Source organism: Bacteroidota bacterium (assembly GCA_030706745.1).
In the GTDB taxonomy this organism is placed as follows: Bacteria; Bacteroidota; Ignavibacteria; order Palsa-1295; family Palsa-1295; genus PALSA-1295.
Genome location: JAUZNX010000006.1, coordinates 190,023 through 208,707, shown reverse-complemented (window position 1 = coordinate 208,707; position 18,685 = coordinate 190,023). Strand labels below are relative to the sequence as shown.

19 protein-coding genes are annotated in these 18,685 nt (G+C 53.2%); 9 read left to right on the top strand and 10 right to left on the bottom strand.

Annotation, left to right across the window (positions count from 1 at the left end):
• The first annotated feature begins 27 nt into the window (after nucleotides 1-27).
• Nucleotides 28-3,159, top strand: coding sequence for an isoleucine--tRNA ligase (gene ileS, locus Q8902_09235; GenBank protein ID MDP4199742.1), 3,132 nt, complete (start codon nucleotides 28-30; stop codon nucleotides 3,157-3,159).
• Nucleotides 3,160-3,205: 46 nt separating this feature from the next.
• A complete protein-coding gene (locus Q8902_09230) occupies nucleotides 3,206-3,838 on the top strand; it encodes a hypothetical protein (GenBank protein ID MDP4199741.1) in 633 nt (210 codons plus the stop codon).
• 69 nt (nucleotides 3,839-3,907) lie between these two features.
• Here Q8902_09230 and Q8902_09225 read toward each other — a convergent pair whose 3' ends face one another.
• Nucleotides 3,908-4,312: a hypothetical protein gene (locus Q8902_09225; protein MDP4199740.1), complete on the bottom strand. Its 405-nt coding sequence runs from the start codon at nucleotides 4,310-4,312 to the stop codon at nucleotides 3,908-3,910.
• A 34-nt stretch (nucleotides 4,313-4,346) separates the two neighbouring features.
• Here Q8902_09225 and Q8902_09220 point away from each other — a divergent pair, with 34 nt between their 5' ends.
• The 3 genes from Q8902_09220 to Q8902_09210 all read left to right on the top strand — a co-directional run bounded on the left by Q8902_09220 (nucleotide 4,347) and on the right by Q8902_09210 (nucleotide 6,682).
• Entirely contained in the window at nucleotides 4,347-4,901 is a 555-nt protein-coding gene (locus Q8902_09220) for a hypothetical protein (GenBank protein MDP4199739.1), read from the top strand.
• A gap of 81 nt (nucleotides 4,902-4,982) precedes the next feature.
• Nucleotides 4,983-5,606, top strand: coding sequence for a signal peptidase II (lspA, locus tag Q8902_09215; protein MDP4199738.1), 624 nt, complete (start codon nucleotides 4,983-4,985; stop codon nucleotides 5,604-5,606).
• Nucleotides 5,603-6,682: an RluA family pseudouridine synthase gene (locus Q8902_09210; protein ID MDP4199737.1), complete on the top strand. Its 1,080-nt coding sequence runs from the start codon at nucleotides 5,603-5,605 to the stop codon at nucleotides 6,680-6,682. Before lspA ends, Q8902_09210 begins: the two co-directional genes overlap by 4 nt.
• Nucleotides 6,683-6,719: 37 nt before the next feature.
• On the opposite strand, the gene Q8902_09205 is transcribed toward Q8902_09210, so the two are convergent.
• Nucleotides 6,720-7,193, bottom strand: a complete 474-nt coding sequence (locus Q8902_09205) for an EVE domain-containing protein (protein ID MDP4199736.1) — start codon at nucleotides 7,191-7,193, stop codon at nucleotides 6,720-6,722.
• Between the two features lie 103 nt (nucleotides 7,194-7,296).
• On the opposite strand from Q8902_09205, the gene Q8902_09200 reads away from it, so the two are divergent.
• On the top strand, nucleotides 7,297-8,307 hold the full coding sequence (locus Q8902_09200; protein ID MDP4199735.1) for a radical SAM protein: 1,011 nt from the start codon (nucleotides 7,297-7,299) through the stop codon (nucleotides 8,305-8,307).
• A gap of 17 nt (nucleotides 8,308-8,324) precedes the next feature.
• Here Q8902_09200 and Q8902_09195 read toward each other — a convergent pair whose 3' ends face one another.
• Genes Q8902_09195 through Q8902_09170 form a run of 6 tightly spaced genes read right to left on the bottom strand, consistent with a single transcriptional unit; the run spans nucleotide 8,325 to nucleotide 12,812 of the window.
• Nucleotides 8,325-8,852 (bottom strand): GNAT family N-acetyltransferase, encoded by a 528-nt coding sequence (locus Q8902_09195; protein ID MDP4199734.1) that lies wholly within the window; start codon nucleotides 8,850-8,852, stop codon nucleotides 8,325-8,327.
• A gap of 45 nt (nucleotides 8,853-8,897) precedes the next feature.
• On the bottom strand, nucleotides 8,898-9,527 hold the full coding sequence (locus Q8902_09190; protein ID MDP4199733.1) for a DNA lyase: 630 nt from the start codon (nucleotides 9,525-9,527) through the stop codon (nucleotides 8,898-8,900).
• On the bottom strand, nucleotides 9,520-10,452 hold the full coding sequence (locus tag Q8902_09185) for an A/G-specific adenine glycosylase (GenBank protein MDP4199732.1): 933 nt from the start codon (nucleotides 10,450-10,452) through the stop codon (nucleotides 9,520-9,522). Before Q8902_09185 ends, Q8902_09190 begins: the two co-directional genes overlap by 8 nt.
• On the bottom strand, nucleotides 10,400-10,801 hold the full coding sequence (locus Q8902_09180) for an NUDIX domain-containing protein (GenBank protein ID MDP4199731.1): 402 nt from the start codon (nucleotides 10,799-10,801) through the stop codon (nucleotides 10,400-10,402). Before Q8902_09180 ends, Q8902_09185 begins: the two co-directional genes overlap by 53 nt.
• Nucleotides 10,798-12,069: an ABC transporter permease gene (locus tag Q8902_09175; GenBank protein MDP4199730.1), complete on the bottom strand. Its 1,272-nt coding sequence runs from the start codon at nucleotides 12,067-12,069 to the stop codon at nucleotides 10,798-10,800. The genes Q8902_09180 and Q8902_09175 overlap by 4 nt, the downstream gene beginning before the upstream one ends.
• Before the next feature lie 2 nt (nucleotides 12,070-12,071).
• Nucleotides 12,072-12,812, bottom strand: a complete 741-nt coding sequence (locus tag Q8902_09170; GenBank protein ID MDP4199729.1) for a hypothetical protein — start codon at nucleotides 12,810-12,812, stop codon at nucleotides 12,072-12,074.
• Nucleotides 12,813-12,990: 178 nt separating this feature from the next.
• Between Q8902_09170 and Q8902_09165 the strand changes: the two genes are divergently transcribed.
• Entirely contained in the window at nucleotides 12,991-14,646 is a 1,656-nt protein-coding gene (locus Q8902_09165; GenBank protein MDP4199728.1) for a SulP family inorganic anion transporter, read from the top strand.
• 58 nt (nucleotides 14,647-14,704) lie between these two features.
• The gene (locus Q8902_09160; protein ID MDP4199727.1) at nucleotides 14,705-15,685 is read left to right on the top strand and encodes a DUF6252 family protein; all 981 of its coding nucleotides are present in this window, start codon (nucleotides 14,705-14,707) and stop codon (nucleotides 15,683-15,685) included.
• A gap of 7 nt (nucleotides 15,686-15,692) precedes the next feature.
• On the opposite strand, the gene Q8902_09155 is transcribed toward Q8902_09160, so the two are convergent.
• On the bottom strand, nucleotides 15,693-16,235 hold the full coding sequence (locus Q8902_09155) for a pentapeptide repeat-containing protein (GenBank protein ID MDP4199726.1): 543 nt from the start codon (nucleotides 16,233-16,235) through the stop codon (nucleotides 15,693-15,695).
• A gap of 86 nt (nucleotides 16,236-16,321) precedes the next feature.
• Here Q8902_09155 and Q8902_09150 point away from each other — a divergent pair, with 86 nt between their 5' ends.
• The gene (locus Q8902_09150; GenBank protein ID MDP4199725.1) at nucleotides 16,322-17,590 is read left to right on the top strand and encodes a DUF6252 family protein; all 1,269 of its coding nucleotides are present in this window, start codon (nucleotides 16,322-16,324) and stop codon (nucleotides 17,588-17,590) included.
• On the opposite strand, the gene Q8902_09145 is transcribed toward Q8902_09150, so the two are convergent.
• Nucleotides 17,571-18,668, bottom strand: coding sequence for a DUF2156 domain-containing protein (locus Q8902_09145; GenBank protein ID MDP4199724.1), 1,098 nt, complete (start codon nucleotides 18,666-18,668; stop codon nucleotides 17,571-17,573). The two genes, Q8902_09150 and Q8902_09145, sit on opposite strands and share 20 nt — an antisense overlap.
• Between the last annotated feature and the right edge of the window lie 17 nt (nucleotides 18,669-18,685).

The following is an 18,685-nucleotide window of genomic DNA, read 5'->3' as shown; positions in this document are numbered from 1 at the left end:
GTAATTCGTTATTCGTAATTGAACAGAGTGTATCCAGAACTTCGAACATCCGTTTCTCCCGATGAGCGCGAGCACTTAGTGTTGCGCTCATGGAAAGAGAACAACATCTTCCGCCGCTCCGTCGATGAGCGAAGTGCGGAGCACGTCTTCTCGTTCTATGAAGGGCCTCCGACTGTCAATGGCACGCCTGGTATCCACCATATTTTTTCGCGCGCGCTGAAGGATGTTATTTGTCGCTACAAGACGATGTGCGGTTACCGGGTCGAACGCAAGGCCGGATGGGATACGCACGGGCTACCAGTGGAGATTGCAATCGAAAAAGAACTCGGCTTCCGTCATAAACATGACATCGAAGAATATGGCGTCGAGAAGTTCAATGCACTTTGCCGGCAGTTCGTCTTCGATCTGATCGGTCGCGACGGCGGATTCAATGAGTTTACCGAACGGATGGCCTACTGGGTCGATCTGTCCGATCCATACATCACCTGCACGAACGACTACATTGAATCGGTCTGGTGGGCGCTAAAGAAATTTCACGACGCGGGACTGATCTACAAAGGATTTAAGATTCAGCCCTATTGTCCGCGCTGTGAGACGGCATTGTCGTCACACGAAGTGGCGCTCGGATACCGCCAAGCAAAAGACCCGAGCGTGTACGTGAAGTTCAAGCGAAAGAATGTCGATACTGATGAATACTTCCTCGCGTGGACGACGACGCCGTGGACGCTGATCTCCAATGTGGCGTTGGCGATGCATCCCGATGTTGACTACGTTACCGTCCTTAATACCCGCAAGGACCGCGCGCCGGAACGGCTCGTGCTTGCGAAGGCGCTTGTGAGCAAGCTCGAAGGCGAGGTAGAGGTTCTAGCCGAACATAAAGGCAGCGACTTCGAATACCAAGCGTATGAGCCGCTCTTCAACTATGTGCCTATCGAGGGGAAGGCATTCTATGTCGTGCTCGGCGATTACGTAACGACGGAGGATGGGACTGGCATCGTCCACACCGCACCCGCATTTGGCGAGGACGATTTCCAGATCAGCAAGAAGTACACGTTGCCGGTTATCAATCCGGTCGATAAGACAGGATCATTCGCGCCCAGCATTACCGATTTTGCAGGACAGTTTATCAAGAGCGCCGATCCTGCGATCATGGATAATCTCAAGGGTCGTGGTCTGCTCTATCGCAAGGAGACAATCGAGCACACCTATCCGTTTTGCTGGCGCTGCGAGTCGCCGCTGATCTATTATGCGCGCGATTCCTGGTACATCCGAGTGACGGAGTACAAACAGAAGCTCATTTCGGAAAACAAGAAGATCAACTGGCAACCGCCGGAAATCCGAGATGGGCGCTTCGGCAACTGGCTGGAAGATCTGAAGGATTGGGGAATCTCGCGAGAGCGATTTTGGGGTACGCCTTTACCGATCTGGGTTTGTGAGGCGTGCCAAAAGCAGAAGTGCGTTGGCTCTGCCGCGGAATTGGCTCAGCCCAAAGATTTTGATTTGCATAAGCCATACGTCGATGAAGTCACATTCCAGTGCAACTGTGGTGGTGTGATGCGTCGCACGCCTGAAGTCATCGATGTCTGGTTCGATTCCGGATCGATGCCCTTCGCTCAGCATCATTTCATGGGCGAGTCTGCGAGCCCCCTGAATTATCCTGCGGACTACATTTCCGAAGGTGTCGATCAGACGCGCGGGTGGTTTTACACGCTGCACGCGATCAACACATTCCTCTTTGGCCACGCACCATATCGGAATGTGATCGTCAACGACATGCTGCTTGATAAGAATGGGCAGAAAATGTCGAAGTCAAAAGGCAACATCGTGAATCCGTTCGAGGTGATGTCTCGCCATGGTGCGGACGCCACGCGGTGGTATTTGCTTTCTGCATCGGTGCCATGGAAGCCACGGTCGTTTAACGAAGATGATCTTGGTGAACTCGAACGAAAGCTGTTCGGGACGCTGACGAACACGTATGGGTTCTTCGCGCTGTATGCAAATATCGACAAGTATCATCGTAGCCAGGATGCCACCAAGGTGGATAAGCGACCAGAAGTAGACCGGTGGATTTTATCCAAGCTGAACTCACTGGTCGCATCTTGCCGTGCGGATTTCGATACATATGAAGTCACGCGGCCCGCGCGCGCGATTCAGGACTTTGTCACAGAACAGCTTTCGAACTGGTACATTCGCCGCAACCGTCGTCGATTCTGGAAAGGCGAGCAGGGAGAGGACAAGCAAGCTGCATACGATACGTTATATGAATGCTTGCTGACGATCTCGAAATTGATGTCCCCGATCGCGCCATTCTTTTCAGACTGGCTCTATAGTGCGCTCGGCGGTCCCTTCGATTCAATTCATCTCGACGAGTACCCGCAACCTGATCCGGCACTGATCGATATGCCACTCGAGCGCCGGATGGAAGCGGCGCAAGTCGTCTCCTCGCTCGTGCGGCAAATGCGCGAGCGCGCGAGGCTCCGCGTGCGCCAACCGTTGGCCCGTATCCTGATTCCTGTCGCGGACCGGCGTGAGATCGAGGAATTGCGACGCGTTGAGGATGTCATTCGTGATGAAGTGAACGTTAAGCGGATCGAATACGTGGAAGCCGGTGATAGCGATGTGATCAAGTTGAAAGCGAAGGCGAACTTCAAGACACTCGGTTCGCGACTTGGGAAGTCGATGAAGATAGTTGCTGCCCAGGTGCAGAAGCTGACGCAAGAGGAGATTCGGACGTATCAAATGACTGGTGGCTTGTCGATGAATATCGATGGCCAGAACTTCGATCTGCTACGAGGAGACATTGAAGTTACGGCGGAGGATGTCGAGGGCTGGCTGGTTTCGAGTGAGAGTGGGATGACCGTGGCACTCGATACTCACATGACGCCCGAACTCGAACGAGAAGGCATGGCGCGAGAATTCGTCAATCGCGTGCAAAATCTCCGGAAGGATTCGGGATTCGATGTGACGGACCGGATCGGAATTCACGTTGCTTCCGCTTCGGAGGAGATCATGGAAGCGGTTCGCGCTCACGCCCGGTTCATTCAGGAAGAGACGTTGGCTGAGTCAATTTCATCGAATGGAGATGTTTCTGGCGACGCTTCGGCTATCGTAGATATCCTCGAACGAGCTGTTTCTATATGGCTGTCACGAATTCCATAGATCAGCCGGATGGCGGCTGCATTCCGGATTAAGGAGTATTTCGAAAATGCCTGAAATATCATTGAGTCGCTTCAATGAACTAATCCTCCTTGTACAACAAGACCTCGAGTTAAGAAGCAAGCTTGTTCAGACGGGGGAGCTCTTCGGCGACTACCATCCTTTGATGGAGGCCTTGCACACGTCTAATGGCACGCGGTTGGAGACTCTGATCGATAGTTTTGGTTGGCCTATACTCGAGATTGACGGCCCAGAAGTCTTGAAAGCTGCGTGGCTAATCGTGATGCACGCCATTTCGCTTCCAGCACTCCAAAAGAAGGCTCTGAACCTCCTCAGAGCCAGCGGTGGTTGTTCCCCTGAGGAGTTAGCGATGCTTGAGGACAGAATCTTAGTATTTTCTGGCATGAAGCAAAAGTTCGGGACTCAGTTCGATTGGAGCCGTGATGGTTGCCTTCTTCCGTATCCCATTGAGAATATCGAATTCGTTGACGAGCGAAGATGCACTATCGGCCTGCCGCCACTTTCGGATGGCATCGAGCGACTCCGCGAGCGAGCAAGACTCGAAGGTGAGAAGCCACCGAGCGATTACTCTGCCTACCTTTCTCGGCGCGAGAGTTGGATGCTTCGAGCGGGGTGGATCTATCAAGTCTCTGATATTGATGAAGCATTCCACCAATTTTGACCTCAGTATTTCGGATTCTTTCGGGCACCCGTGTGTTTTGACTCATCCGTTTTAAAAAACGACCGTTTTCTACAATTCTATGGCGAAATCGAGCAAACTGAAACGGGGACAAGCCGCGAAACCTGCGGCGAAGCCCGTCAAACGGGCTATCAAGGCGAAGGCCGCGAAACCAACGATGAAGGCAATGCCGAAAGGAGCTTCGAAGGCTTCCCGGTCCGTCACTGCCACATCGAAGAAATCTTCGGCGAAAACAGTCGTAAAGAAGGTGATTAAGGCTGTTTCGCGGAAAGTCGCAACGATCGCAAGTCGCGGTAAAACAAGTGTGAGCAAAAAAACTGCTCCAAAACCCCCATCAAAAGCCGGCGCGGGTTCGAAAATTGCCAAGAGAGTAGTTGCCAAGGCCGCTAGTCCGGCCGCGATCAAGACGGCGGTGCGCTCGAACGGCGCAGTTCCGCCAGTAATGGGCGGAGCCAAAGGTAACGCCAAAAGCAAGAACAGAAATTCAGGAATGCCAACATCAAAAGTGACCCCAAAAGAAATTGCACCAGGCGGTGGACTTGTCCAGCCAGCGACGAAGTCTGCCCCGGCCATGCGACTTCGTGCGGACGATGCCGAGATTCTCGCCACCGCGAAGGAACGCTACAGTACGAAGGACCTCGATCAATTTCGCAAGCTAATCCTTGAGCAACAGCTCGAGGCGCGCGAAGAATTTGATATTCTGAGTCAGAATATTCTCGACACATCCGGCGAGTTTGAAGCTGACAATCAGACGTATTCGTTGCACACGGCCGAACAAGGTACGGATGCCATCGAGCGGGAAAAGACCTTTCTTCACGCGCAACGGACAAGCGACTACATCAAGAAGCTTGACGAGGCCATCGAACGCATCGACCGTGGAACGTACGGGATTTGCGTCATTTGCGGCGGCCTGATCGAGAAGCAACGCCTCCAGGCAGTGCCGATCACGCAGAAGCATGTGGACTGCAAGAACCGCACAAACACACGTCGTCCTGCCGAAAGCGGTCAGCGCGAAATGGAAGAGCCCGCAGCGAATATCGAATAAGGGATTTGTGCGTTTACACCAAGTCCTGACCTTTTTCATTTCGGTGCTTGGCCCTGACTGACTTGGCATTCGTACTGACACATGGCCGTTCTCTGGATCACAGTTATCGTCGTTATTTTCGATCAGCTGACGAAGCTGCTCGTGAAGGGTTCGCCGTGGAGTGTACTCCCATTCCCGGGAATGCGGTATGGAAGCTCGATTCCGTTTATTGACGATATCGTTCGGATTACCTATATCGAGAATGCTGGTATCGCGTTTGGCATTAGCATTCCTGGGTTTAAGGTTGTCTTCGCGGTATTTTCCATCGTTGCCTCCATTGCGATCCTCTGGTATTTGAAGCACAATCTGGAACGGTTGCGCACAAGCGAGCGCGTCGCGCTTGCGCTCATTCTGGGTGGTGCTGTAGGCAATCTGATTGACCGCGTCTTCTATGGTGTTATCTATCACGAGCAATCACTCTTTTATGGTCGCGTGGTCGATTTTGTTGACTTCGGCTATCACCGCAACTGGTTTCCTGTTTTTAACGTCGCCGACTCATCGGTCACGATTGGTGTTGGGCTCCTGATCCTTCTGCTCATGCGCCATAAACCTTCGCAACCGGAATCAATTGTTGCTGAAGGCGAGCCGCTCCCGATGGAATCGAAACCTAATGAACCTGAGGCCAGAGAATCACACTCCGAGGCCGCTGAGTCTTCCGCGCCATGAATGCCACCGAAGGAATTCCTTCGGACGAGTATCGCTCAAGTCTACCTTCGACATCGCGAACGATCGAGATTGCTGCTCCGAGGGGCGAACATCCCGAGCGCGTCGATCAGTATCTTTCCCGACAGATCGCGAACAGTTCGCGGAGCAAGATTCAAAGCGCGATTGCGGCGGGAGCAGTTCTTGTCAATGGACAAGTCTTAGACAAGCCTTCGTACAAGGTCCGAGGCGGTGATTTGTTTCAGATTACGATTCCCCGGCCACCGCCCATGCAGGCCGAGGCGGAGGACATCGCGCTCGATATTATTTTCGAAGATGAAACGCTGCTGATTATCAATAAGCCCGCAGGCATGGTCGTGCATCCGGCACATGGGCATGCAACCGGTACCTTGGTCAATGCACTGCTGCATCATATTAAGGAATTTCGCAAGGGGTATCCATCGAGCGAGCCCGAGCGGCCCGGGATCGTGCATCGGTTGGACAAGGACACGTCGGGCTTGCTCGTAGTTGCAAAGACAGAAGAGGCGCATCGTAACCTTGCGCGGCAGTTTTTTTTGCACACCGCACAGCGGACATATAACGCGATCGTCTGGGGTATCTTCAAGGAGCGCGCGGGCCGTATCGAGACGTTGATTGGCCGGCACCCACGCGACCGAAAGCGCTTTGCGGTAATTAATGAAGCTCCACTCTATCTAAAAGAGAAGGAGGGGGGAGGCGGCAAGATCGCAATTACCGACTATGCCGTCCTCGAGGAGTATCTTGGATTCTCTCTCGTCGAGCTCCGCTTGCAGACAGGCCGCACGCACCAGATCCGTGTTCACATGCAGCATATCGGGCATCCGGTGTTTGGGGACGTGACATACGGTGGCCGAGCGATGAATGTCATGCGGCAGGATATTCCGCAGTGGAAGTCGAAAATCGAGCATCTCTTGTCGGACTTTCCCCGTCAGGCATTACATGCTCGGTCGCTACGCCTGAATCATCCCACGACCGGCGAGCGGATGGAGTGGTCAGCGCCTCTGCCGGAGGATATGGAGCGGGTGTTACTGGAGATGAAGCGGATGGCGCAGAGGAAATAGATACAATCTGAAGAATCTATCTGCGCAATCCGCCAAATCAGCGTAATCTAGGTTCTATGATCTTCCATTCCTTCTCGGTCACCGGTGTGATCGAAAGCCGCGAGCCTTTTTGGAGGATGACCATCTTCTCGAGTCCCTTAGTCTTTCGAAGCTCGTCGATCGAGATCGGTTCCTTCAGGTGTTTGACGTACTTCACCTCGACGGCGCACCAGATCGGATTCGCCTCAGTCGCTTTGGGATCGAAGTGGGAGTCCTTCGGGTCGAAGGCAGTCTCGTCGGGGATTGACGTGCTCGCAATCTCACAAATACCGACGATGCCCGGTCGAGAGGCATTACTGCCGCTACCCATATTCGAGTGATAGAACAGCGCCATGTCGCCCGGCTTCATCTGGTCCCGCATGTAGTTGCGGGCCTGGTAATTGCGCACGCCCGTCCAGGCGGTCGTCTTGTCGCGTTTCAGGTCGTCGATCGAGTACGATTCAGCGTCGGATTTTAAGAGCCAGTATTGCATTCCAGTAACGAGTAAAGATGAGATCATCGATGATCTCATCTGAGCAACGAGTAACGAGTCTGAGGAACATTCCGGTTTCGAATGACCTATAGGCTCTGTCGTCATGTATATCGCTCCGTATCGCAGACTGTTCGAATCTGGCGAGCTTGCCCGCCGGGCGGAGCAGCTTGTTGGTATGCTCGAATCGTGCAATATCTGTCCGCTTGATTGTCATGTCAACCGGCTCGAAGGTGAGATCTCACGATGCTACTCGGCGCGCCTGCCGATCGTCTCATCCTATTGTCCGCACTTTGGCGAAGAGCCGGCGCTGGTCGGTACGCGCGGAGTCGGCAATATCTTTTTCGGGAATTGTAATCTCAAATGCTCCTATTGCCAGAACTATGAGATCAGCCAACGCTGGAAAGAAGAGCGCAAAAACGAAGTGACGGTTCAGCGGCTTGCCGAGATGATGATCGAGTTGCAGGACGTGCATCATTGTCATGCCATCGGCTTTGTCTCGCCGACTCATTTTGTGCCGCAAATGGTCGAAGGGATTTTTGAAGCATGTAAGCTTGGACTCCATCTGCCAATCATTTACAATACCAACTGCTATGATTCCGTCGAGGTGCTCCGTATACTCGATGGAATCGTCGACGTTTATCTGCCGGATCTGAAGTACTCCGAGGACGAGATGGGGTATACATACTCCGGCGTGAAGGAATATGCGAAGCATTCACGGGCGGCGTTGCGGGAGATGTATCGGCAAATGGGCAGTACGCTGGTGATGGGAGATGATGGATTGGTCGAGCGCGGATTGATTATTCGCCATCTTGTCTTACCAAACGACCTTGCCGGGACGCGTGAATCGTTTGAGTTCATATCGAGTGAGTTGTCTCCCGGCGTGACTCTTTCGGTGATGTCGCAGTACTATCCGACGAACAAGGTGTCCGACGAGAACGCCGAGAAATTTGAATCGCTCCTGTTGCTCAATCGCCGCATTCGCGAGCGCGAATATGACAAAGTGCTCGACATGCTGGATGAGTTCGGAATCGAAAATGGCTGGGCGCAGGAGTTCGAGAGTCAGGACTACTACCGGCCGGATTTCTCAGACCGTGTTACTCCCTTTCAAAGGTAAGTCAGACCGGTTCCGCTCTATACCGATTCGTTCAATATGCTATAGATTCGCATGGTGCGACCATTAGAGCGTACTGTCTCACGTTCGAAGGTCATGCCAACTTTTTCGGCGACGCGTTGAGAGGCGATATGCTCGGGATCGACAAGCGAGACAAGTCGCGAGAGTCCTGCAACGGCAAACGCATAGTCTGCCAATGCTCGAGCGCCTTCAGTCGCGTAGCCGTTACCCCAATGGTGCTTCGCAACCAAGTAGACCAACTCCGTTTCCACAGCCCCATCTACTTCTTTTTGAATCAACCCAAAATCTCCGATGTATTCGTTTGTATGAGTTTGGATCGCTGTCCAGAATTGGTTCGGGGTGTGAATGTCAGTTGCGTCTTCATGCGTGAGAAGATCATCAATATAGGCCAGCAGTTTTGTTCTCTCTCGTGGGCCACCCATATATCGCATCGTTTCCGCATCGCACCACATATCCACCGAATGTGGGATGTCTTCGCGCTCGAGCGAGCGAAGCGTGAGTCGTGGAGACGTGGTCAGTATAGCCATTCCGAGGCTAACCGATTCCGATTGCAGGTCATTCTCTGACCCGAGTTATTTTCTGATCTCGCCCGTTTCCATGCTCCAAAACAGCAGGTCCAACTCATCGAGCGAGATGTCGATGCGTTTCGCATACTCGTGCCATAGCCTTTCGATCTCCAGATAGCGTTTCTTCGTCGGGCCGCTCATCGGAATCTCATTGATTACACCAAGTCGGGTCAGATGCTTGAAGATATGCCGGTCGAGAATGGCGAGTCCGCGTACGCCGATGTTGCGGAGAAAATGCGAGGCTTCCTTCATGCCGAGTCCCTTCACGCTGGCTAAGACGATCTCACGCTTTGCCTCAGGCGTTGCGGTTTGATCGAGCAAGTAGGGCAGCAAATCTGGAAAGCGCTCGCGAATCTCGAGCAAGCGCTTCGCTTTCACATTATGAAAGCGGATATAATGCTTCGCATCTCGCAAATAGCTCATCGGATCGAACCCACGTTCAAGAAAGTGATCCCGGACAAGTTCGGCTATTGTTGCCTCGGCATTTGCTGCACTCGATTGTGGTGTAAGAATACAAAAGGCAAGTTCGTAAAAATACTGATCGGGGGGAACATCCGAGAAGTCCAGTAGACGTTGCAGAATAGCCGATTGTCGTTCGGTGTAGACTGAGCGCCATGGCTCTGGCAGTTTATTCATTTGCAAGTATGAGCGTGCCATCAGCGCTTTCGTGAATGAATTGTTCAGCGACGAGCGTCTTGACCAGTTGTTTGATAAAGGGGGCGAAACCAGCGCCTTCAATCTCGAATCGCTTCTCCATGGTTGATGTAAGAGTGCGCGTCGCAACCCCATCCGCGTTCGCAATAGTCCGCAGCACGCGGCCTCGCCATATGCGTCTCGGTTCTCCAAAATAATGTGGCTCGGAACGAGCGGACTTCTGAGACGAATGCTCCATCGTAACCGATGGGCAGGAGCGACGGAGCGGACACTCCAGGCACTTTGGTGCATTCTTTGTACAGATGGTAGCACCCAAATCCATCAGTGCCTCGTGCCACGCGGAGGACTGACCCTTTGGCAAGACCGACGCATCAAATTCGTACAGATCTTTCTTTGGCAAGGTCGTCCGGTTGTTCGGCATCTTCTTCCAGAGCCGAGAGAGCACTCGTTCGACATTCACATCGATGACAGGCATATCCGCATTGTACGCAAATGCCAGGACAGCACTGGCTGTATATTGTCCAACGCCGGGTAGCTTCTGTAACGCTTCAAGCGATTTAGGAAACGTGCGTAGCGCAGCCAATGCCTTCGCGGCGCGATGCAAATAGAGTGCACGACGGTTATAGCCGAGCCCTTGCCATGCTCGCAATACTTGGGCTGGTGTCGCATTCGCGAGCGACTTCACGGACGGAAACTGCTTGAGGAAGATTGGCAATCTGCGATCAACGTGTGTTGTGCCCGTTTGCTGGAGCATGAATTCACTCACGAGCACGATGTATGGCGATCGCTTCACTCCGCGCCAGATAAAGCTGCGTTTGTTCGCAGAATGCCAGGCAAGTAATCGAGGTACGATGCTACGCCGGAATGCCTTCGTGCGTGAGGCGGTCGAGGATGTTCTTGTTGCCACTCAAGTGCAACAACGTAGGAAGCGCCTCATTTGACACCCATTGGATTTTATTGAACTCGCAATTTTCCATCGTTCCGGTCCATCCCCGGACCAGGTAATAATGAATGTCGTAGGTCAAGCCATTCGAATAAGTGGCAGTCTCCCGCAGCCATTCCTGCGCATCGGTGATATGAATCGCCAGTTCTTCCGAGAGTTCTCTTCGAAGTGCGTCCAGCGCGGTCTCTCCGACTTCGAGTTTTCCTCCAGGGAATTCCCAATGCAATCCGTAAATTTTGTCGGGACGACGTTCGCCCATGAGGACACAGCCATCCCTTAGGAGGAGACCGACGGCAACAGAAATGGGTATCATGCAAACCGGAGGGCGTCGAGCGGCTGCATCCGAGCGGCAATTCTTGATGGTATCAGGCAGGCCGCCAGCGCCAGCGCGAGAGCGATCCCAGATACGATCGCATAGTGCTGCCACTCGATCGAGACTGGAACGGACGACATGAAGTAAATCTCGGCGCGAAGCTTGAAGAAGTGATAATGTGCTTCGAGCGTACAGAGAACAAACGCGATCAGGTCGCCGATGAGCGTCCCGAAGATAGCGATCGTCATTCCCTCCGTGACGAAGATGCGAGCAATTCCGCCCATCGTGGCCCCAAGAGTTTTCAGTACTCCGATCGAGTGTGTCTTTTCGATCACAATGAGTAAAAGTGTGGAAACCACATTGAATGTTGCCACTAAGATGATAAGCCCGAGAATAATCGGGATCGGCTTCTTTTGCAGATCGATCCACGCGAAAATGGTTGGATAAACATCATACACGCTCCGCGCGAAGTAGGGATATCGGAGTACCCGGTTGATCTTCCGTGTGACAGGATTCGCATCCGCGATGGATGCAGTGCGAATATCATATCCGGTCACCTGCGTCATGCTCAGACCATTGAAAGCCTGCGCGGCCGGAAGAGTTGTGAAGGCCACAGAATTATCATATTGCGTCATGCCGGTCGAGTAAATACCAACGACACGAAATTTTCGGAGATTGGCAAGAATATCTTCCCGCGAACGGAGCCGTTCATTCATCCGGATGGCCGCAAGTGTCTTGCCGGTATCGATATGGAGGTCGCTCGCAAGGCCGATGCTGATCAGGATTGGCGGAAGGGAATCGGGAGTTGTGGAGGCGAAGTCATGTCCTCGGACAATGCGATGTCGCACAAGAGCCGCTGTATCGGAAAGCGGAAGCCCACGCAAAATAATACCGGCCACACCATGCGGTGAACGCAAGATCGCTTCGCGTTCGACGAAGGGCACCATCGATCGAATCTCAGGCACCCGTTGCGTAAGAAAACGGGTCGTGCCGGGAAAATCGGGTAACGGTCGATTCCCGTATGAGCTGATCTCGACATCGGATGTAAAGCCGAGCACATTATTCGTCAAGGTCTTTTCAAATCCGGAGAGAATCGAAAGTGTGACGACGAGTGCAGCTACTCCGAGTGCGACACCAGCGGCCGCGATGAGCACAATCGTCGAGACAAATCGGTGCTCGGCCCGGTCTTCCGACTTGTTGCTCGCACTCTGGCCATGTCTCCGCTCTGCGGTCAGATATCGAGCAGCGATAAACCGGGAGTATTTCACGGTTACTCGGCGTCCACAACTAAATGATCTGGATTGGTCGCATCTCCATGGATGCCCACATACCGAGCCGTGTAATAACCACCGGAATCAAGGATTTCGTTGTAAGAAGAAAGGACTTGCGTAAAGCCGGTGGGAATGACAAGTAACTGATGCTTGCCAGCCGGTACATCGGCGTATCCACTTAATTCGCTAAACGGGATCGTATCCAATGGATTTGAAACATTGTCGAGTGCGAGACTCATCGAACTCAAATAGTCAACGCCATTGATGAACCGGATACGTGCATAGCCTCTTGGAATCGGTTTCCATTTGAGTGAATCGTTGTTGACGCCACCGTTGGTATTAATGCTGGGATTTCCGTTCGAGGATATGCGCCAGGAAAGTGCAAAAGTATTGATACTGGCATCGGGCAGTTGTTTCCCCGAGAGCACAATACTATCAACGAGTTGGCTATTGAAGAATACGTAGTAACGAGCATCCGAATCCGGAACCAGTGGCAGGTAATAGGGCTGTGTGCCAGAACCAGTACTCACAAAACCAGGATCGTCGGGGTTCGATGTAAGCTTGAGAACGAAAGCACTCCTTCCATCCGGATACATAGAAACGAATCGCACAAGCGCCGGGCCGGTCGGAACAGAAATGTACGTCGTATCACGGATGGTGGTCGGCGTTACCGGATCGGAGCATCCCGTGAAAGAGAATGCGAGCAGAAGAACGATGGGAACAGAAAGAAGCAGTTTCATCGCGAGTTCGCCATACTTAATGCTGGTAGAGATACATACATCGAAACATCCAACGGAATCATGGAATAATTTCCCTGGAATCAAGAATTCAGTGGAAAACAATTCTCGATTCGGAATTGCAAACAACTATTTTGAGTTTACGGTGCGCCGAACCAATTAATGTCGAAATCCTCCCGCAGTGTTCGTACCAAAACTTTTTACCACTCTTTCCGGCTACGACCGTAAGGCCTTCGGCCGCGATCTGGGCGCCGGAGTAATCGTTGGCGTCGTTGCCCTTCCTCTTGCGATTGCGTTCGCTATCGCGAGTGGAGTGACTCCCGATAAGGGGCTCATTACCGCCGTCGTGGCGGGGTTCATTATCTCCGCGCTCGGTGGGAGCCGTGTCCAAATTGGCGGGCCGACTGGCGCGTTCGTCATCATCGTCTATGGCATTGTCCAGAAGTATGGCATCGATGGTCTCATAATCACAACGTTTCTTGCCGGGATCGTTCTGGTTATCTTTGGTCTGGCAAAACTCGGAACCGCGATCAAGTTTATCCCCGCGCCCGTCATAATCGGGTTCACGAGCGGTATCGCGGTGATCATTTTCACGTCGGAGATTCCGGATTTTCTTGGCGTCCGATTCGACAATCCGCCAGCACACTTTCTGGCGAAGTGGGCACTTTATCTTTCCAGCTTCGGCTCCGTGAACTTCTATGCGGTCGGGATTGCGCTCCTGACGCTGCTGATTATTGTGTTGTGGCCGCGCATCAACAAGACGATCCCGTCGCCGTTCGTTGCTCTGGTGATTTCGACCGGAGTTGTATCGCTGTTTCACATCCCGATCGAGACGATCGGCTCGCGGTTCGGAGCCATCCCAACTATGCTGCCGCACCCGCACATGCCGCACGTGACATTGGCTGCGATTCGGGAGCTGACTCCGTCCATCTTCACCGTCGCGATCCTCGCTGCCGTCGAGTCGTTGCTTTCGGCTGTGGTAGCCGATGGCATGATCGGTTCGAAACACCGGTCGAACATGGAATTGATTGCTCAGGGCATCGCGAACATAGGGTCCGCCGCCTTCGGAGGAATACCGGCAACGGGCGCCATCGCGCGGACCGCAACCAACGTTCGTTCGGGTGGTCGCACGCCGATCGCCGGGATCATCCACGCGATCACATTGCTACTCATCATGCTGTTGCTTGGGCAACTGGCTTCGACAATACCGTTGGCCGTGCTCGCGGCGATTCTCGTCGTCGTGGCATACAACATGAGCGAGTGGCACGCATTCGTCGAGGTGTTCCGCGCACCGAAGAGCGATCTTGCCGTACTGCTGGCGACTTTTTTTCTTACGGTGCTTGTCGATCTCACGGTCGCCGTGGAAGTTGGGATGGTGCTCGCGGCGTTTTTGTTTATGCACCGCATGGCGCAGGTCACGAACGTTCGGCCATTTACGAGCGAGATCGAAGAGCCGCAAAGCGAAACGGATGCAATTCGACCAGCGAAATTGCCTCTGCCAGATGGCGTGATGATCTTCGATGTGAGCGGCGCGCTATTTTTCGGTGCGGCTGAGCAATTCGCCGAGACGATCAACTCGCTACATGCCTTCCCTCGCGTGCTCGTCCTTCGTATGGCGGATGTTCTGGCTGTCGATGCGAGCGGCCTTAAAGTGTTGAGAGATCTTCATCATCGCGCGATGGTGCACCATTCCACATTGCTCATTACAGAACTTCATGCCCAACCACTCGTTGCGTCCCAACGAGCGGGACTACTCGAACTCATTGGCGAGGAGAATATCCATGCGACGCTGGAAGATGCGATCGCTCAGTCACGAGTAATCAGAGCAGAACATTAGGTTATGTGGTGAGATGTTGTATATTTGCGGACCTAACTTCGCAACGTTTCAACAGATCATGATCGCACAGTTTCGGTTTAATCTTCTCGTTCTTTGTGTTGCCGTCATGGGTTGCAGCAATAGCAACTCTCCGTCTGGCAGTTCGACAAACAATAGTCCGGATTCGACAAAGAACAATCAGCTGTCGGGTCCGGCAGCCTTTCGGGTGATTGTCGGACATGATACGATCTACCGGACCAACTCTGCGGCGACGTACGGTGCAATCGCTACATATTCCAACACGAGCATATCGGGTCAGCCGGGAGGGAATTCATTGTTCATTCAGCTTCAATATACTCCCGCATCGCTCTATGCCACAACTGTGACAACGAACATTGATATCCCGATTTCCGGGGCGGTCGTGAAATCATATCCGGTGATGCCAAGGAACAGCCCGGACGGAGTGTCGATCACAATCGACTCGGCAATGCAGGACTACAACTCACGCGCGGATGGGACATTCACGATCACCAAGTTCGATACCGTGATGAATCTGGTCTCGGGGACATTCCGCTTCACGGCTTCGCCGAACTTCAATCCATCGGAAATCGATACCATTATCGGTGCTTTTAACGATGTCGGGATCAGTAATGGGACATTCGGGCAAGGAAGTATTTCCGCCATTGTTGATGCGCAGGGCTATCATCCCGATCAAATATCCATCTCAATGACCGAGACGAACGGACTCTCGCTGGATGCTGTCGAGGGTAATCCTCCGGTCTACCGAACCCTACAGATGCAAGTTAAGGACCCCAAGGTTGGTTTGTTTCCATTCGCACAAGGAACAACCGCCGGCACGGCGAACGTCGAGTTCGATCAGCAGGCATCGGTCATGCTGCAAGTGCGAGGAAATATGGGGACACTCAACATCACATCATTCGATACCGTGACTCGCCGGATTTCCGCGACCTTCTCGTTCTCCGGGACGGATACCCGTACCGGCCGTACTGTTTCAACGACAAACGGCAGTATCAATAACCTTCAGTGGTTCATCCCCTAATGACGTCTTAGCCGATTTCAATATCGAATGCATCGAGCAATCCCAGCACTTCGGGCAGATCGAAGTGGGCACCCTTGATCGTGTTAATGCGCGGATCGACGGAATAGCCGCGTGCCGTGCGGAAGTCGGCCTTCGTGAGGTTGGTATTTCGAAACGTGCAGTCTTCGAAGCTTGAATTCTCAAAGTTCGCTTCTGTCAAATCGGCGTCCGCAAAATCGACGAATTGTAGCGTACAGCCGTTGATCTTGATCTTCTTGAGTTTAAGCTCTGCGAACGAAGAATATCGAATCAGACAGTTTGTAAATGAGAGCAAAAGCAACTCCCGCTTGGCTGTGAAGAAATTGATGCCCTCGATCTTCGAATTGACGAAGTGTGCCTGAATAACGGCGCCATCAACTTTCACAGAACTCAATGTAGAACCTTCGAATGTGCAGCCGATGAATTTCGCATCGCGGGCATCGGTGCCGATGAGTTCGCATTGCCTGAAGGTCGCGCCTTCAAATTCGTTGCCGCGTATGTCTTCGAATTCCTGCTTCTCGTAGAGTCTCATATTTCGGTTTCTTTGCGGATGCTCATATAATAGATAAGAACACACATTTGGATGCATTGAATGTAAAATCGCAGTATATTTGCACCATGTTGTTTCGTCTTAATCCATTACGCATCCTCTTGGTCATGTCCTTGGGAGGCATGATGGCCTGTTCATCCAACCCATCCGCACCGGGAGGGTCTGGTGGTGCATCGAAGGCCGATACTACGCGACGCGCTCTCAAGATCTTGCCCGATTCATCAACGGCGACAATCCGCACGCTCGCACACTTTACCCTCTCGTCAAGTCCATCGCTGCCGAAGCGCTATTCGATTGCATGGAGCTTCGATTTGGCGCAAGTTGTCCGCACCAACACCGATTCCGTCTCCTATACGTTCACCACAGTGGGGAAGCATACGCTGCGCGCGGTCTATATCGATTCAACCGGCAGCAGGCGGGATTCTGCCACGAGCATTATCACGATCGTGGACACCGTATCGCCACTGTCAGGTGGGCTCGGCGCATTTAATATCACGGTCAATGGCGAAGCCTTCGATCGGGGTACGGTCCCGATGTTTTGTACCGCTACAGCCACCTTTTCCCATTTCCTCTTCAATGGCAGTCCCGGAGACCGGATGCAACTCGGCCTCGATTATTCGCGCACGCAGTATAACCTCACCGGAGATGTCCACTTGGCCTTTTGGGTCCGGTTGAACAACCTCATGCCATCGACCTATACGCTGACGACGTATGGCGACGATAATGGTGCATACGCTCAACTTATGAAGGACTCTAAAGAATTTTTTTCGCTGCCGGGCGGCTCGTTTACGATAACTTCATTCGATACGGTGCATAATACAATTTCTGGCACGTATTCGATGGTGCTCCAGGATGCGGGCGGTCTTAGCGTGTTCGATACGGTCAAGGGGTCATTCACCAATGTCTGTTTTAACGTCGGATTGTTTGGTCAGGGACTATATACCGCGAACGCCGGTCCTCTAACCATTCAGCAGGATGGTCCCAAAAACTTTTTCATATCAGAGTACATCCCTCCTGTCGATCGACTCCAGCTTGAGAGCGTTCAAAATGATTCGTCGCGGCAAGTTCTTAGAATTTGGATCACCTCCCCGCGAGTCGGCACGTTCCCAGTCGCCTGGCCTCCTCGGCCAGGCACAGCCTACTTTGAGTACAGCGCAGGTCTTGATTTTTACTCGACCATGAGTGGCGGACCTGGCTCCGTCACGATTACTGCATTCGATACTGTGACCCGCCGCGTTTCCGGGACGTTCTACGTTACAACTCATATGCAGACCGGCGGAAAGAAGATGGACGTGACGAACGGTGTCATCGACAACGTCATGTGGGGACGCGATTAACGGACTTCGCCTTGCGGCGCAACCACGAAAGCTCCTGCCTCGCTGCTCGCAGGAATCCCTCGAACACCGTCCGGATTGGTCTGCCGCGCGTGAAGGCACATGCGATCGAGTACAGCGTGCGTACGGAGAATCTCGGCTCGTTCGCGATCGCATAGATCGGCTCCCAGCTCTCGGGCTCGAACTTTGCCTTGAAGAATTCCAGGCCCTCGAAATCATAGAATCGCTTGCCGTGAGCGCGAGCCCAGCGAAGTAAGAAACGAATGAAAGCGGGCGGAGCCTCCGGCAGATATCCACCAAAGGGAATGAGCGGCGAAAGTCCGAGTGTCAAGTAGTCGAACCCATCCTCGGCGAGTTGTTCGGCTGCGGTGTGCAGCATCAACTCGACCGTCCCGTTCGGAGCGTTTGGCGAACGGACGAACTGCTCGACGAGCCAGCCATTGCGCTCGGGTACCGGCGAGATATTCAGGAAACCAAGCAACTCCGTGCCGCGAAAGGCAACGAAGAGTCGGCGATCAGAGAGATTCGAGAGCGTTTCCGGCTCCACGAGGAAATGGAGGCTGGGAAGCCCACGCGTTTCGAGCCAATCGTGCAGGAGCGCATGCAGACCAGGATGGTCGGTTGCCTTGTCTGCGTTCCATCGCTCGACTATCACGCCCTTATTCCACGCGCGGTGCAACTGTGTGCGGAGCGAGCGCTTCTCCTCCATCTCGCGCGCCAACTCCGCCGGTCGCCAAACCGGCTGGGCACCCAGGAGCAACACCGAATAGCCGGGCTTGCTGGCGATCTCGCGTTCAAGCCGCGCTTCGCTTGCGAAGTAGCAAACGCGAAGTCCATGCGAGCGGGCATCGGCTTCGAATTCTTGCACGACATCGTTAATTACGTCATCGGCACAGACCGGTGCGCCGCCAACGATCCGTGTGCCCGAGAATTGGACGTACCCGACGACAGCCACATGCCGCTCGCTGAACCAATACTCAAAGCCCGGATTCAGCAGTTGGTAGCAGGTCGAATTCCATCCAAAGCGGAGGATGAGTTCGCGGACTCGGGGCTTATGGCTCTCACCACTATCGGTAATCACGGATTACCTATTCGTTG